Origin of the sequence: uncultured Nitratireductor sp. (genome assembly GCF_913053745.1) — a bacterium.
In the GTDB taxonomy this organism is placed as follows: Bacteria; Pseudomonadota; Alphaproteobacteria; order Rhizobiales; family Rhizobiaceae; genus Nitratireductor.
In genome coordinates this window covers 1-14,598 of sequence record NZ_CAJXGF010000034.1, presented here as the reverse complement: position 1 = coordinate 14,598, position 14,598 = coordinate 1, and the positions used below count along the sequence as shown (strand labels likewise).

Here is a 14,598-nt window from a genome sequence, read left to right as displayed (position 1 = left end):
AAATTAGTGTATGTCCAAACCAAATCGAGCAACTCGCAGACTCTTGCAGTCCAAGAAAAACAAGAACGCAACAGAATAGTGGTTGTTCAAAACAAAAATCTATTGGGAGCGAGATCAAAAATGAAGGCGTTTGATTTCGACGATCATCTTATCGGCGCATATGAGCGGTTCTCGCGCTCATTTACCACCATACGCTCGGACGATCTGCGCACCGAGATCGACGCTCAATATGGTGCGGGTCGGTTTTGGCCCGACGCGCTGCTGTCTTTGAATCCGCACTATCGCACCGATAGGAATGTCGACGAACTTGTCGCCTCAGGTGATCTCGATGAGGGCACCGGTCAGGTGTTCCGTTTTGGCGACTTCCCTATGAAATTCTATCGGCACCAAGCGGAAGCCATTGCAACGGCGAGAGCGGGTAAGAGCTATGTCGTGACGACCGGAACAGGCTCTGGGAAGTCCATGTGCTTCTTTGTTCCTGTGGTCGACGCAATCATTCGCGCACTCCGGGCAGGTAAGCCAAGGAAAACTCGGGCGATTATTGTCTATCCAATGAACGCGTTGGCAAATAGCCAGCTAAAGGAGATCGACAAATTCCTCAGTCAGTCCGGATTGCCAGACAAATTGAAGCCGGTTGTAAAGCGATACACGGGGCAGGAAAGTCGGGAAGACCGCGAGAAGATCGCCGCCGCCCCACCAGATATTCTCCTTACAAACTACATGATGGCGGAACTCCTTCGCATATTGTGCCTTGGAGTGAATGCGAAAGCGATGCAGAGCGACTCGATGTGCACAATGGATTTCTGTTGTCAGCGCTCTGGGATGCCGCATTTGATCGGGGGCTTGTAACCTTCAGTGACGACGGAAAGCCGGAGTTCTCGCCGCAATTGAGTGAGGCCGGGCGAAGAGAGCTCCGCTGGAGTTCCCCAATCCCGCTTACCGACGATCACCGATCGAGGCTGTCGCGACATCGTGCGCGGGTAAGAACATCGGCTTAAGTTGCCAATGTCGGTTGGTTTGGGAAGCCTCAGGATTTCCAATCTCAGGCAATTTGCCTGCAGCGACGGATCGGCTAGTAACCCACAAAACAAGAAGCCAGATGCAGAGGATCATAACCCTCGATTCGCGACAGTGTCTCCTGTTGCTTTTCCAAAGCCGAAGCAATTGAGGCGGCGCCAAATATTGCTTGTAAGTTCAGGCTATCAGGTACGTCGTTTTCGTCCTGGCCATCATTCTCACGCGGCGCCATACCATGTTCCTTTACCGGTCCCGTGTTGGGTAATGTGGTTGGCGGCGACGAGTGATGCGAGATGCTTCTTGACTGTGTTGCGGTTGGCGCCGGTGAGTTTAACAATCTCGCTGATGGTGATGCGGCCGCGTTCTTTTATGGTTCCGATGATCTCAAGTGCGAGCTCCGGCAGCTTATCCATGACAATGCGCTCGCGCTCGATTTTCTTCTCCAGCCGCTGTTTCTGCTGTTGCAACGTGCGCAGGAAGTAGACCGTCCAAGGTTGCCAGTTCGGCTTCGGGTTGCGGATCGTGCGCTGGGTTTGGCGCAGAGCGCGATAGTATCCTTCCTTGCTGTTTTCGACGATGCTTTCGAGTGAGGAATAGGGAACGTAGGCATATCCGGCGCGCAGTAACAGCAGCGTAGTCAGGATACGCGAGAGCCGCCCGTTGCCGTCCTGGAGCGGGTGGATTTCGAGAAAGACGACCGTGAAAACGCCGATGACCAGAAGCGGATGAAGTGCTTTATCGCTGAATGCATCGCGGGTCCATTCAACGAGTTCTTCCATCAGGCGTGGGGTATCGAAAGGTGTGGCAGTTTCGAACACGATGCCAATTTCGTTTCCGTTCTCATCGAACGCGCTGACATGATTTGTGTTTGTTTTGTAGTTGCCTCGGTGGCGTTCGTCCTTGGCGCTGTGTGCCAGTAGGTCGCGGTGCAACTGTTTTATGTGATTCTCGGTGAGATCGATCGCCTCGAAACGCGAAAACACCATCTCCATGACTTCCGCGTAACCAGCGACTTCTTGCTCATCGCGCGTATCGAATTTCCTAATCTCGATATTGGTGAGCAACCGTTCGACGTCTCGGTCGGACAGCTTTGCACCTTCGATGCGCGTTGACGAACCGATGCTTTCAATCGTGGCAACGCGGCGCAGTGCCGACAGTCGCTCCGGCGCCAATGTGCCAAGCGCGCGCCAGGCTCCCTTGAACTCGTCGATCCCTGCGATAAGGGCGAGGACTTCAGGGGTGATCTCAAGGGAATCAGTTTTCAGGCCCATACCCAGAAAAATACCCAAAAATACCCGTAAGAGCAAGGGTCAAGGAACTACACCCAAAAATACATCCATAAACACCCGAAAATCGGCGAATTTGTACGCATTGTACAATGGCGCAGAGACAAAGCCCGTTGTCGGGCCGCCCACCTATAACTCACCACATTCTCACCACGATGAAGTGAGCGCTCAGACAATTCCGAGCAATATTAGTAGGGAAATACTGCTAAGTAATTGTAGTAGTAGTGAATTTTCGTATCAGATCGCATTTTTGGATATGGTCTTCGTACCATCTAATCCTCCGAAGGCAGAGGTCACAGGTTCGAATCCTGTCGGGTGCGCCAAATTCCGCCAATTACCCTCGTTAATACGCTGTAACTGCCGATGCATGTTGCAGAGGTTTGCGGCACGATGAGCGCCGCATCCAGCGCGAATGCGCCGCGCAATGTCTCAGACGGTCAATCTGCCGGCCTATCGCTGTTGGCAGTTCGTTTGCCAAAGCACCCATGCAAAAGAGCCTCGTCCGGAACTGACCGCAAAAAGTGCGCTATCAGAGCCGTTGCAGCGACAGCGAACATAAGCCGCCCGGCGAGCACACCGAGAACATCCGCGCCCAAAGCCACCACGATTATCGTGTCCTCGATAATGCTGTGCGCAAATCCCATGAAGACACATGAAATAAAGACTTGGCGAGATGAAAGGCGGCCCGATCGCGCCTCGCGGATCAACAATCCGCCACCATAAGATATGCCGAGAAACAAACCGACGGCAGTAAACTGCCCTGCTTCGCCCCTTATTCCGGCCAGCCGCAGTGCCGGAGCGAGGAATCTCATCAAAAGCGTCATGATGCCTGTCACCTTCAATGCCTCCAACCCCCAGGCAAGGCTCAGTAGAATGGCGAGCATGTAGAATAATGCTTCCCCGAGCCCGGCGAAAAAACCAAACCAATCGTTAGAGACAACAGTCGGTGCCCAAGCCGGATCGACTGGTTCGGATAACCAGCCGGTGGCGGCATACACGTGGTGAAGGATCATTGCATAGGCGATGGCACCGGCAATTCGGATCATCGTGGTGATTGCAAAACCCGGCCCGGCCTTCTGGATGATCTTCTGTTCGATCGGCAGGCCATGCGCGATCAGCACAAGCGACGAAAATACCGTAATGTCGGCAACGCTCATCGATGTGACGGGAACCAAGGTAAAGATCGTCGCGATTGCGCCCCATATTCCCACAAGCATTCCGGTCAGCCAGGCGAGTCCCAATTCCGGTGGCAACCCGAAAAGTCCCATGATCGGTGCCAGCGCTGGGGCGGCCAGTTCGATCAACCCGGTTCGGGACATCACCTCGGTCACGATTGTGACCGGAACCATGATGCGCACGAGTTCCCAGTAAATCTGCAATGTTTCCAGGGTTTTGTGGGCGGCATATCTGAGCGCTGACATCTCGGTCTCCCAAACGGTTGCCGCGATCTTCTAGCCCAGTCCCATTCGCATTTATGGTCAAACTTTGCATGCTTTTGCAATTTTATTGCATATTGAAAATGAGACTTTTGGAGGTGCGGATGGACCGGATCGACCGGAAACTGCTGAACTTGATGCAACGCGACGCGTCGCGAACGAACGCCTATATGGCCGACGAGGTCGGCCTGTCTCCTTCGAGCTGCCTGCGACGGATTCGGCGCCTTGGACAGGCGGGCGTCATTGATCGGATCGTCGCGATTTTGAACCCCGCCAAGGCTGGCCGCACGTTGAGAGCGGTGGTGACAGTCGAACTAAAACGTCATGGAGAGCCGAATACGCGGCAGTTTCTCGATTTAGCGGCCAAAGAGGAAGCGGTGGCCCAGGCTCATGCGGTTACAGGAGAAGTTGATGCTGTCCTGACGCTACGGCTGCGCGATATGGAAGAATACGATGCACTCTGCGGTCGGTTGTTCCAAGACCGGACCAATGTTGCACGGTACTGGACAATGATCGTGATCCGTACCGCCAAAGACGAAACAGCAATCCCACTGTAACAGGTTCGGGCAAATGCATGTCCAAGGACCGCACTGGCCCGGAAAAGACATTTGTCGTGTGGAGCCTGCATGCCTGGGATGGGACGGCGGATCTGACGTTTCAGCCAAAACCTGACGGGCCGATCGCGGCTCCAGATCGACGCTCAACGGTGTAGAACCGCGAAACGTGACCATGCGTGGCTTCTGACTTTTATCCGATGCGTTGGTGCCCGTCCTCCAATCCATATTGGAGAGATTGGAGCAGACATGGTTTTCATCATCGCCTGCCCCCGCGATCCAGCGCACGATCTCGCAGGCAATCCGCTGAACCGGCCGCCAATCCATAGGGGAGCATGAGAGCTGCAAGATATTTGAATCCTGGGCTCACGACCCAAGGGTTGCGAAATTCTCCTCTGCGGCAATATTAGGATGAAAATTCAATGCCTTCGCCGCATTTTGTTTGTTGCAAAAATCTGTGCGCACATCGCTATGAAGTTGGCCCTTACGCGCTATCCTGCAAGTTGCCGTCTTATCCATTGCCGGAAGGTCCTGAAAGCCGGACGATTTTTGCTGTCTGCCCAGCACAGATAGTAGTGACGCGTACTGCGCGCTGGCCAGTCATCACCACCGAACAACTGCACGAGGCGCCCATTGGTCAAGTAAGGCGCCGCATAAACAAGCGGCAACCAAGCCACGCCATGCCCGTCTAGGGCCGCGACCAACGTGAGAGCGCTGGGCAATCGGGTAATTCGCGTATGGCCCTGATGAGCCACACCATGATCGGCAAACCAGTTGGACATTTCCGTGTCTCGGTCTTCATCCAGTATCCATGGCAGCTTGGTCAGATCCTGCGGCGCCTGAACGGAGACGCTCTCAAGAACCGAAGGTGCTGCCACGACGACATCCCGCCCTTCGAGAAGCCTTTCGCAGTTCACCCCCGGCCAATTGCCGTCCCCGTGCCGGACGGCGGCATCGAAATCGCCTTGTTCGAGATCGTGCACCGTCGCGTCGGTATTAATACGCAGATCGATTTCGGGATGACGCTGCAGAAAACCACCCAGGCGCGGCATGAGCCAATGTTGGGCGAAATGCGGCGTCACGGTGATGTTGAGGATATTGTCGTCGCGTCGAAACCGGTCGATATCGCTGGCGATCGCCCTGAAGTTCCCCAGCAGACTGTCGGCCAGGTCCGCAGCTTCCGGCAGCATAACCAGGCGATTGCCGGATCGGGTGAACAATTTGCGCTGCAAGCGCTCTTCCAGCCCGCGCAGATGTTGGCTGACCGCCCCATGCGTTACGTTGAGCGCAACCGCGGCGGCGCCGACGGATCCGGTTTCATGAACCGCCACGAAAGCACGAAGCGAATTTAGCGGCAACCAGGCGATATCGACAGGTTTCTTCATAGTAGAAAAACTAACAAAGACACAGTTTTCCTAACAAGCCTCAAAAGGCCAAGAATGCTAGATTTCAATAACAAATCAAAGGAGATGGAATCGATATGGAAAACAGTTTTTCTAATTCTTATGCCAGAAACGTCTCCACCTGTCAGCATCGTGCATCCGGCATCGATCAAGAAGCAGTTCACCGAATTCGCCAACGGGGACGGTTCGAACGGGCGAAAATTGTTCGTCGGTGCTTTGCAACACTCAGGCACCTTGCCACGGGAACTCCTCATGGCGGAGGTTTCTCATGAGCCGCGCAACCGACGAGGTGCACGCCTTCACGGCTCGCGCGACGGACACCGACCTCGATGATCTTCGTGCGCGACTGGCCGCGGCACGTCTGCCCGAAACCGAAACGGTCTATCGCTCGGCGCCCGGACCGCGCCGCTGGGAACAGGGCGTCCCTCTCGCCGACCTCATCGAGGTCGTAAATTACTGGCGCAAAGGATACGACTGGCGATCGTTCGAGGCGCGCCTCGAACGGATCGGCCAATTCCGCACGACCATCGACGATTTGGGAATTCATTTCCTGCACCGTCGATCCGCCCGCGCCGACGCCACCCCCCTGATTATGACGCATGGCTGGCCGGGCAGCGTCGCCGAATTCGCCCATGTCATGGACCAATTGGCTGACCCAAACGATCCGCAGGCACCTGCGTTTCACGTCGTGGCCCCGTCGCTGCCGGGCTTCGGCTACAGCGACCGACCGGTCGCCACCGGGTGGGGCGTCGGAAAAATCGCCGCTGCATGGGTGGAACTGATGGAAAGGCTCGGCTACCGCAGGTTCCTGGCCCATGGCGGCGATTGGGGCGGCGTCATCACGACACTCCTTGGCGGCCGGTTTCCTGACCGCGTTCTCGGCATTCACACGGTGCTCGCGCAGGCGCCATCGGGATTGACGACGGACGGGCTGACGCCAACCGAGCTCCAGTGGACCGAGGAAACCCGCGACTTCTGGCGCCACCGCGCGGCTTATGCGAAGCAGCAAGCAACGCGACCGCAGACCATCGGATACGCGCTTGTCGATTCGCCGGTGGGACTTCTTGCCTGGATTTTCGACAAGTTCGCCGAGTGGACGGATACCGAAGACAGCCCGTTCGAGACGATTTCCAGAGATCGCTTTCTCGACAACGTCACCTTCTATTGGTTGACGCGAACCGGCGCTTCGGCGGCCCGCATCTATCACGAGAGCCATGGCGGCGTTAACGCGCTCGACCCCGAACTTCTGGTCGACGTTCCTTCGGCTATCAGTATCTATCCCCGCGACATTGAGAAGTGTCCGCGCGCCTGGGCGCAGGCGCGATATCGACAAATCGTTCGATGGCGAACGCCCGAAACTGGCGGACATTTCCCGTCGCTGGAAGTCCCCGAATACTTTGTCAAGGATCTGCGGGAAGGCCTCGCGGCGGTACTGGGTGCCGACGATCGCAGGTCGTGACCTTGTCAACGCCGGCATGACAATTTGGAATTCTGCGCCAATCCATGCAGTCGAGCGGGCCAAACGTTGACTGTAGGTTGAGCCAAGACCGGGAGCCCGAACACATATCTCAAGATCTCCCGCGGCACGCCGGGATCTTTCGTTTTTGCGACAACGCTATGGAAGAGATCGGGCCATGGCAAAAGCCGGCATGCTGGTCATTGTTTGCCTTGGTCCGAACCTCGCCTTCAGCCACATGCCCAGTACTTCTTTGCCGGATAAAGCGAACTATGCCGCGTGTCGGACTTATTTACTCCTGTCTGTGACAATCACGACAGGTGGACGCGAATAGACCCAGCGGCGATCCAGAGATTCGGCATTCGCGCGCCTTTCCGCCCTACGGTCCAATTCGATGCGTTGCAGGCATTCCGCAAAGGCGTCGTTCTTGCGGGTAAAGCCGTAGGAACGACAGGTTTCCTCGTCGGCCGCACGTTGCTCTTCCGGTGTCATGGTTGCACAGCCTGTAGCCAGCGCGAACGATAGGATCATGGGGGCGAGAGCGTACCGCATTATCATACTCCAGAGGGCGCGCGGCCCAATACAGTAACGAGAGATGAAGTAATCATACATGCTGAACATCGACAAGCAGGACGCCGTTGCCGATCGAGGTCGCGATCTCAGCGCAAGGAAATGTTCCCTCTGGGCCACGCCCCAACATTCACTTCAATGAGAAAACTGTTCGCCCGACAGGTAAAGCCCCGCCCGACCAGGTTCATGGTGCGATCGCGACCGATAAGAGATTGCGAAGAAACAGCGCAGAAAAGCCAATGAAAACAAAGGCCGAAAACTAGGGGTGGCGATCCCGGCAGGATTCGAACCTGCGACCATCGGCTTAGAAGGCCGGTGCTCTATCCAACTGAGCTACGGGACCACGATGTGAAACGCGTGCTAGTGCGTCCACGGGGTCTTGCGGTCATAACGGAAATTGTCCGCGTAGGAAACCTTGCGGCGCTTGGGCCGGTGCGGTTCTTCCACCCGGAACGGTATGCCGCTGCGCTCGGCGTAGGCGATCGCCTCTTCCTTTGTTTCGAAGGTCAAGCGCACCTGGCTGTTCATGTCCGAGGAAGACGTGTACCCCATCAGCGGGTCGATCTTGCGCGGCACCTCGGGATCGAATTCGAAAACCCAGAGGCCGGTCTTGGCCTTGCCGGACTGCATGGCCGTTTTGGCCGGGCTGAATATGCGTGCAGACACGTTGTAAACCTCGTTCCCTGCAGACGTCCGAAACGCCGAAACAAGCAGCATGCCATAAATGAGCGGCATGCGGAAAGATGGTCGGAGCGGCAGGATTCGAACCTGCGACCCTCTGGTCCCAAACCAGATGCGCTACCAGGCTGCGCTACGCTCCGATCGTCCGATTTCCATAGGAGTTGTAAAAATCGAAAGCAAGAGGGCGAAACGCAAAATCGGCAATTTGCCTCAGCTCGATGCGTCTCGCAGGCAAGCCGTCAGATTTGACGCGCAAAAAGCCCGATAGATCTGTTCCCTTCTCTCGTGTCCAGGAAGTAATGCGACGCCCAGGACAATCATGGCTTGATCGAACTGGCCCCAACGCGGAAAATTGAGCAAGATCCTCGACGCCTTGTCCGACCTCGCACGGACATATGGCGCGTCGCTGTGCCATGTCTGTGTCACAGTGGCGGGCACCCGTCACAAGGCGGATGACCTTACCACGAAACGACGTTGGTGGTGCGCCGCGATCCCGCGAGATCTGATGACGTATCGGGTCGAACCATCGGGAAATCTGCGCCGATCCTCTCATCGATACGTCTCGCGTGCGACATTCGCCGATCATGTAAACGTCCCCGGCGCTGGTAATCTTGCATCAAAACCGTCGGTTCCGGTGTCAATCGCCCAACAGCAAAACGCCCGGACGTTCCGGTGGCGGATCGCTCGAGAAATTCCCGCAGGACGGTCGTTATTCGGGCGGGTTCGGCGTCTCGATGGTCACTTTGTCGGGCACATCGATATTGATGCCGCCGCTATCGCCGCCCCCGAGAAAGCCGCCGAAAAAAAGGAACCCGCCGAGGATCAACGCGACGACAAGACCGCCGGCGACAAACCAGCCGGCACCCCCGCCGCCGCCGGTGGTCACGACGGTTGTTCGTTCTTTGCGCTCATCGTTCATTTTGCGCTCCTTTCCTCTTGCATCGCTTCGGGAGAACAAACAGAAACGGGCGCAAATGGTTCCAGGGCGTTTCTTGGGCAGCAATGCGGCGATATGTCGGCTAAGATGCCGGAGCGCCCTCACCCGCCTCGATCGCACTCACGATCTCGGCGGCAAGCGGCCGGGTTATGCGTGTCTTGCGCTCGAGCGCAGCGCGGTCGATCGCATGCACCACCTGGATCGCACTCGAAAGCGATCGCTCGATCCGGCGCACGAGAAACTGCACCACATGCGGTTCTACGTCCACCTGCCGGTCGGCGAAAAGTTTGGTAATGACGCCGGCAAGCAGAAGGTCGTCGGGTTCGTCGATCTCCACCGTTGCAGCAGCCTTGAGCCTGGACAGGAGGTCCGGCAAGGTCACACCCCAGGCGCCTGGGAAACTGCGTGCGGTCAGAAGCATGGGCTGGCCACCGGCCCGGGCGGCATTGATAAGATGAAAGAGGCCACTCTCATCCACCATGCCATTGTCTGCATTGTCGATCAGGATCGGCCGCAAAGTCGCCTGTTCCACGGCATCCGCGTCTATTTCGTCAGGAGCAATTGCGACCGCCCCCGCCTCTTCCAGCCAGATCGCCGCGAGATGCGACTTGCCGCTGCCTGAAGGGCCCGCCAGAATGACAACCGGCGCTGGCCAGGAAGGCCAGTTCTCGATCAATGCTGCGGCGCGCGCATTGGCGGGCGTTACCACAAGGTCGTCGCGGGTCAACGCTTCTCCGGGAGCCAAATCGAGCGGAAGCTGGCGGGATGGCATGGCTGTCGTCCTAGGGTTTGCGCGTTCTGGCCGGCCGATCCGCGGCTTCCCCTTGCCCGCTGTATAGCGGCGAGGCGAGATACTGACCGATGGCGAAGCGCACAAGCACGGCAATGGCCGCCGCCGCCGGCACGGCAATCAAAAGGCCCGCGAAACCGAACAGATAACCGAAGGCGAACAACGCGAACATCAGCCAGACCGGATGCAGGCCCACGCTCTTGCCTACCAATTTGGGCTGCAAGATATTGCCTTCCAGGAACTGGCCGGAAAAAAAGATCGCCGCCACTGCCAGAACCCACCACCATTCGGGCCAGAATTGCACCACGGCGATACCGATGGACAGACTGAAACCGACCAGCGATCCGACATAGGGTATGAAACTGATCAGACCGGCGAACAGGCCGATCAAAAGACCGAAATTTAGCCCGACCAGCGACAAGCCAATGGCGTAGAAGATGCCGAGAATGATACACAACGTGCCCTGTCCGCGCACGAAGCCAGCCGTGGCCACATTGATGTCGCGGGCGATCTGACGCACCGTCTCCACATGGTTGCGCGGCACCCAGTTATCGACTTTCTCGATCATATGATCCCAATCGAGGAGCATGTAGAAGGCGACGACCGGCGTCACCACGAACAGGCTCGCCACATTGACGATCGCCACGCCCGAACTCCAGACCGATTTGAACAGCGTTCCCAGAAAGCTCGTCCCTTGTGCCAGGATCGAACTCAGATTGTCGCGCACGGCATCAGTTTCGCTGTTGAGAAAATTGTCGACCCACGCCGGTTCGAGCCGATTCACAAGCTCCTGAAGCCGCGTCAGATACTCCGGCAATCGGCTTGCGAAATCGGCCAGCTGCGTGCCGAGAACAGGCACCACGATCATCAGACCGAGCAACAGAGCAACCACGAAGCCGATCAGGATTACCACCGTTGCCGATACACGTGAAAGTCCCACCCCCTCCAGACGGTCGGCCACCGGATCCAGAAAATAGGCGAGCACCATCCCTGCCAGGAACGGCAGCAGGATGGAACTGAAGACATAGAGGAACAGGATGAAGCCCAGCCCCGCCATCCCCCAGAAGGCGATGTGGCGTGCCAGCGGCGGGCCTGCGATGGCCGGCCCGCTGTCCTTTTCAGTGTCCTTCCGCGTCACTTTCGGCATAACCACCCATATGCTTGATCCAGGCGACGAGATAGGCCGCTCCGGAAGCCACGGTCAAGAGCCCGGTGGCAACGATCAGGCCGAGCCGCACCGCGCCCGAGCCGTATGCGAAGGCCAATTCCGCCAGAACCAGCAGCGCCAGCAGAATCTGCACCAATGTATTGGCCTTGGACACGAACAGCGGCTTCATGGCCACGGGATGCCCCATCACATTGGCGAGCAGAACTCCGCCGATAATGAGCGCGTCGCGCGACACCACGGCAATCACCAGCCACAACGGCAGTTCCATCATATAACCGAGCACCACGAAGACGCTCACCAATAGCAATTTGTCGGCAATCGGGTCGAGATAGGCGCCCAGTTCCGTGCGCTGGTCGAAATGGCGCGCGATGAAACCGTCGACGCCGTCGGAAATGCCGGCGGCCAAGAATCCGGCGAACGCCCAGCCATATTCGCCCGTGAGCAGAGCGAACACGACGCCCGGAACAAGAAAGAAGCGCATCAATGTTATGGCGTTGGGTATCGTCACCGGTCTGCTCTCCATCTCGCCCCGTTGCGGTCCGACGGTTTTTCGGCGCACACTTATCGCAGGCTTTCACAGATTGTGGGAGACCGTCACGCTTTCAATAGGCCAGCTTGTTGATATCTACCGCCTTGCGGAAGCGCCCCCTTCGTGTCAGAAGCCGGGAAAAAGCGGCGGCGAGAACGAGATGGCTCAGGAACGCAAAAACGGCCTTACCTATGCGGATGCGGGCGTCGACATCGACGCGGGCAGCCGGCTCGTGGACAAGATCAAGCCCTTGGTGCGCGCAACGCGTCGACCGGGCGCCGATGGCGAGATCGGCGGTTTCGGCGGTCTGTTCGACTTGAAGGCAGCGGGCTTTTCCGATCCGGTGTTGGTGGCTGCCAATGACGGCGTCGGCACGAAACTCAAGATCGCAATCGAAGCGGGACTGCACGATACGGTGGGCATCGACCTTGTCGCCATGTGCGTCAACGACCTGGTGGTTCAAGGTGCGGAACCTCTCTTCTTTCTCGATTATTTCGCAACCGGTAAGCTTGATCCCGACCAGGGCGCGGCCATCGTTTCGGGCATCGCCGAGGGCTGCAAACAGGCCGGCTGCGCGCTCATCGGTGGCGAGACGGCGGAAATGCCAGGCATGTATCATGGCAACGATTACGACCTTGCAGGCTTTGCCGTCGGTGCGGCCGAACGGGACAAGCTTCTGCCCAGCGGCGATATTGCCGAGGGCGACGTGTTGCTCGGTCTCGCCTCTTCCGGTGTTCATTCCAACGGGTTTTCGCTGGTGCGTCGAATTATCTCCGATGCGGGGCTCGGCTGGGAGAACAAGGCTCCCTTCGCCCCGCAACGACGGCTCGGCGAGGCACTGCTGGAGCCGACACGCATCTATGTGAAGCCGCTCCTCACCACCCTGAAGGCCGCCTGGGGCATCAAGGCGCTTGCCCACATAACGGGAGGTGGCTTCCCTGAAAACCTGCCACGCGTCCTGCCCGAGCATCTGGCTGCTGAGATAAACCTCGACGCCATCGACGTGCCACCGGTTTTCTCCTGGCTTTCCAAAACCGGCGGCGTCGCCGAAACTGAAATGCTGTCTACCTTCAATTGCGGGATCGGCATGGTGGTGGCAGTCGCCGCCGATGAAGCCGCCCAGATCGCCGCCCTTCTCCAAAAGGCGGGCGAGAGTGTCGCGATATTCGGCCAGGTGATCCCGCGCCAGGCTGCCGGCGTCACCTATCGTGGTGAACTACGCCTATGACCCGGCGCACGCGCAAGCGGATCGCGATCCTCATTTCAGGCCGCGGATCGAACATGGCGGCGTTGATCGCGGCCGCCATTGACCCCGCCTTTCCCGCCGAGATCGTCGGCGTCGTCTCCAACCGCGCCGATGCGCGCGGTCTCGAGATCGCCAAAACCCACAACATTCCCATCAAGGTGATTTCGTCGCGCGACTATGACGGCCGCGAGGCGCACGACGCCGCCATTCACGAGGCGATCACGGGATTCAAGGCCGAGATCGTCTGCCTCGCCGGCTATATGCGGCTGCTGACGCCCGATTTCGTTAAGAAATGGAAGGGTCGGATGATAAACATCCACCCAGCGCTTCTGCCCAGCTTCCGGGGACTGGACACCCACGCCCGCGCGCTAGCCTCCGGCGTTCGCATTCACGGTTGCACCGTCCATTTCGTCACGCCGGAGATGGACGAGGGTCCAATCATCGCCCAGGCCGCCGTCCCCGTTCTCACCGACGATACAGAGGAAACGCTTGGCGAGCGCGTCCTCAAGATCGAACACCGTCTCTACCCGCTCGCCCTGCGACTTGTCGTGGAAGGCCGGGTGCGCATGTCGGACGGCGTTGCCGTCTTTTCCGACGTCGAAGACGAACGCCGCGATCTGGCGATCGTTTCGCCCGGCGAACGCCGGAGTTGACCGTTTTGGAGCCTGCGATGGATTACGCCTTCCCTGCTCCTGAGATCGCCGACGCTTTTGCTGCTTTTCCCGCAACCGTTCGCCCCCGGCTCCTTCGCGCCCGTACGTTGATCCTGGAAACTGCATACCGCACCGAGGGCGTCGGCCATGTCGAGGAAACGCTGAAATGGGGGCAACCTGCCTATCTCACGCCAGATACGAAGAGCGGCAGCACGATTCGTCTGGGCGTGCCCAGATCGCAGCCCGACGGCTGGGCTCTTTTCGTCCATTGCCAAACCGATCTCGTGCAGCAATTTCGCACACATTATCCGGGGCACTTCACGTTTGAAGAAGCACGCGCGCTTCTATTCAAGGCTGATGAGGAGATTCCGGAACGTGCTCTAAGCCATTGTATTGCGTTGGCTTTGACATATCACAGGCGGCGCATCTGAAACATTGTCACAAGGGAGGTGTTGAATGGGTAGCAATCCGATAGAAGCCGACTGGCGCGCCGACCCGGCACGCTGGCACGGAGAATGGGCCCACCCTGAAACTGGCAGTGGCGTATCGATCATTTTCAACGAAACCGATAAGTTGGGGTTCGGCCCGGCGCTGCACAGCCATCCATATGCCGAAACCTTTATCGTCCGCAGCGGTTGCGTGCGTTTCGAGGTCGATGGCCTGGAGATCATCGCGACGGCCGGCGATATCCTGGTTGCTCCGCCGAACGCTCCGCATCGTTTCGAAAACCTCGGCCCCGACCGGTTGGAGATGATCGACATCCACGCCAATCCGGATTTCGTCACGACGTGGCTCTGATCTACGCGGGACGGAATCGCACAACGGTTCGGCGCTTCGCCTAATCGTCACAAGACGAGAAGACGCAGTGCCGG

The 14,598-nt window shown here is 58.0% G+C and carries 18 protein-coding genes and 2 tRNA genes; 8 read left to right on the top strand and 12 right to left on the bottom strand.

The genetic code is table 11. The features are described from left to right. Positions 1 to 120 precede the first annotated feature (120 nt). Both QZ638_RS07840 and QZ638_RS23305 read left to right on the top strand, forming a co-directional pair. Positions 121 to 849 (top strand): DEAD/DEAH box helicase, encoded by a 729-nt coding sequence (locus QZ638_RS07840; protein WP_295808620.1) that lies wholly within the window; start codon positions 121 to 123, stop codon positions 847 to 849. Further along, positions 747 to 998, top strand: a complete 252-nt coding sequence (locus QZ638_RS23305) for an HNH endonuclease (RefSeq protein ID WP_366936216.1) — start codon at positions 747 to 749, stop codon at positions 996 to 998. The genes QZ638_RS07840 and QZ638_RS23305 overlap by 103 nt, the downstream gene beginning before the upstream one ends. Positions 999 to 1,072: 74 nt before the next feature. Here QZ638_RS23305 and QZ638_RS07835 read toward each other — a convergent pair whose 3' ends face one another. From QZ638_RS07835 to QZ638_RS07825, 3 genes are all read right to left on the bottom strand, one after another. Further along, on the bottom strand, positions 1,073 to 1,249 hold the full coding sequence (locus QZ638_RS07835; RefSeq protein ID WP_295808618.1) for a hypothetical protein: 177 nt from the start codon (positions 1,247 to 1,249) through the stop codon (positions 1,073 to 1,075). After that, positions 1,236 to 2,306, bottom strand: coding sequence for a DUF977 family protein (locus QZ638_RS07830; RefSeq protein ID WP_295808616.1), 1,071 nt, complete (start codon positions 2,304 to 2,306; stop codon positions 1,236 to 1,238). Before QZ638_RS07830 ends, QZ638_RS07835 begins: the two co-directional genes overlap by 14 nt. A 434-nt stretch (positions 2,307 to 2,740) precedes the next feature. After that, complete coding sequence (locus tag QZ638_RS07825) at positions 2,741 to 3,724, bottom strand: nucleoside recognition protein (RefSeq protein ID WP_295808615.1); 984 nt, start codon at positions 3,722 to 3,724, stop codon at positions 2,741 to 2,743. A gap of 119 nt (positions 3,725 to 3,843) precedes the next feature. Here QZ638_RS07825 and QZ638_RS07820 point away from each other — a divergent pair, with 119 nt between their 5' ends. Then, entirely contained in the window at positions 3,844 to 4,296 is a 453-nt protein-coding gene (locus tag QZ638_RS07820; protein ID WP_295808613.1) for an Lrp/AsnC family transcriptional regulator, read from the top strand. A gap of 488 nt (positions 4,297 to 4,784) precedes the next feature. Here QZ638_RS07820 and QZ638_RS23300 read toward each other — a convergent pair whose 3' ends face one another. Next, entirely contained in the window at positions 4,785 to 5,678 is an 894-nt protein-coding gene (locus QZ638_RS23300; protein WP_366936215.1) for a LysR substrate-binding domain-containing protein, read from the bottom strand. A gap of 286 nt (positions 5,679 to 5,964) precedes the next feature. On the opposite strand from QZ638_RS23300, the gene QZ638_RS07810 reads away from it, so the two are divergent. Continuing rightward, on the top strand, positions 5,965 to 7,155 hold the full coding sequence (locus QZ638_RS07810) for an epoxide hydrolase family protein (protein ID WP_295808608.1): 1,191 nt from the start codon (positions 5,965 to 5,967) through the stop codon (positions 7,153 to 7,155). 285 nt (positions 7,156 to 7,440) lie between these two features. Here the strand turns inward: QZ638_RS07810 and QZ638_RS07805 are convergent, their stop codons facing one another. From QZ638_RS07805 to QZ638_RS07770, 8 genes are all read right to left on the bottom strand, one after another. Continuing rightward, positions 7,441 to 7,704 carry a hypothetical protein gene (locus QZ638_RS07805; RefSeq protein WP_295808606.1) on the bottom strand — a complete coding sequence of 88 codons (264 nt, stop codon included), beginning with the start codon at positions 7,702 to 7,704 and terminating at the stop codon, positions 7,441 to 7,443. A gap of 284 nt (positions 7,705 to 7,988) precedes the next feature. Next, positions 7,989 to 8,065, bottom strand: a tRNA-Arg gene (locus QZ638_RS07800). Between the two features lie 17 nt (positions 8,066 to 8,082). Then, the gene (locus tag QZ638_RS07795) at positions 8,083 to 8,388 is read right to left on the bottom strand and encodes an ETC complex I subunit (RefSeq protein ID WP_295808604.1); all 306 of its coding nucleotides are present in this window, start codon (positions 8,386 to 8,388) and stop codon (positions 8,083 to 8,085) included. Positions 8,389 to 8,466: 78 nt separating this feature from the next. Further along, positions 8,467 to 8,543: transfer RNA gene (locus tag QZ638_RS07790), tRNA-Pro, on the bottom strand. 569 nt (positions 8,544 to 9,112) lie between these two features. Further along, positions 9,113 to 9,322 (bottom strand): hypothetical protein, encoded by a 210-nt coding sequence (locus tag QZ638_RS07785; protein ID WP_295808603.1) that lies wholly within the window; start codon positions 9,320 to 9,322, stop codon positions 9,113 to 9,115. A 100-nt stretch (positions 9,323 to 9,422) separates the two neighbouring features. Continuing rightward, positions 9,423 to 10,112, bottom strand: coding sequence for a DnaA regulatory inactivator HdaA (hdaA, locus tag QZ638_RS07780; RefSeq protein ID WP_295808601.1), 690 nt, complete (start codon positions 10,110 to 10,112; stop codon positions 9,423 to 9,425). A 10-nt stretch (positions 10,113 to 10,122) separates the two neighbouring features. Continuing rightward, on the bottom strand, positions 10,123 to 11,277 hold the full coding sequence (locus tag QZ638_RS07775; protein ID WP_295808599.1) for an AI-2E family transporter: 1,155 nt from the start codon (positions 11,275 to 11,277) through the stop codon (positions 10,123 to 10,125). Beyond that, on the bottom strand, positions 11,249 to 11,806 hold the full coding sequence (locus tag QZ638_RS07770; protein ID WP_295808597.1) for a CDP-alcohol phosphatidyltransferase family protein: 558 nt from the start codon (positions 11,804 to 11,806) through the stop codon (positions 11,249 to 11,251). Before QZ638_RS07770 ends, QZ638_RS07775 begins: the two co-directional genes overlap by 29 nt. Positions 11,807 to 11,987: 181 nt before the next feature. Here QZ638_RS07770 and purM point away from each other — a divergent pair, with 181 nt between their 5' ends. The 4 genes from purM to QZ638_RS07750 are packed head-to-tail and all read left to right on the top strand — an operon-like array spanning position 11,988 to position 14,524. After that, the gene (gene purM / locus QZ638_RS07765; RefSeq protein ID WP_295808649.1) at positions 11,988 to 13,055 is read left to right on the top strand and encodes a phosphoribosylformylglycinamidine cyclo-ligase; all 1,068 of its coding nucleotides are present in this window, start codon (positions 11,988 to 11,990) and stop codon (positions 13,053 to 13,055) included. Continuing rightward, complete coding sequence (gene purN / locus QZ638_RS07760; RefSeq protein WP_295808596.1) at positions 13,052 to 13,726, top strand: phosphoribosylglycinamide formyltransferase; 675 nt, start codon at positions 13,052 to 13,054, stop codon at positions 13,724 to 13,726. Before purM ends, purN begins: the two co-directional genes overlap by 4 nt. 17 nt (positions 13,727 to 13,743) lie before the next feature. Then, on the top strand, positions 13,744 to 14,157 hold the full coding sequence (locus QZ638_RS07755) for a DUF1801 domain-containing protein (RefSeq protein WP_295808594.1): 414 nt from the start codon (positions 13,744 to 13,746) through the stop codon (positions 14,155 to 14,157). A gap of 25 nt (positions 14,158 to 14,182) precedes the next feature. Continuing rightward, positions 14,183 to 14,524 carry a cupin domain-containing protein gene (locus tag QZ638_RS07750; protein ID WP_295808592.1) on the top strand — a complete coding sequence of 114 codons (342 nt, stop codon included), beginning with the start codon at positions 14,183 to 14,185 and terminating at the stop codon, positions 14,522 to 14,524. The last annotated feature ends 74 nt before the right edge of the window (positions 14,525 to 14,598 follow it).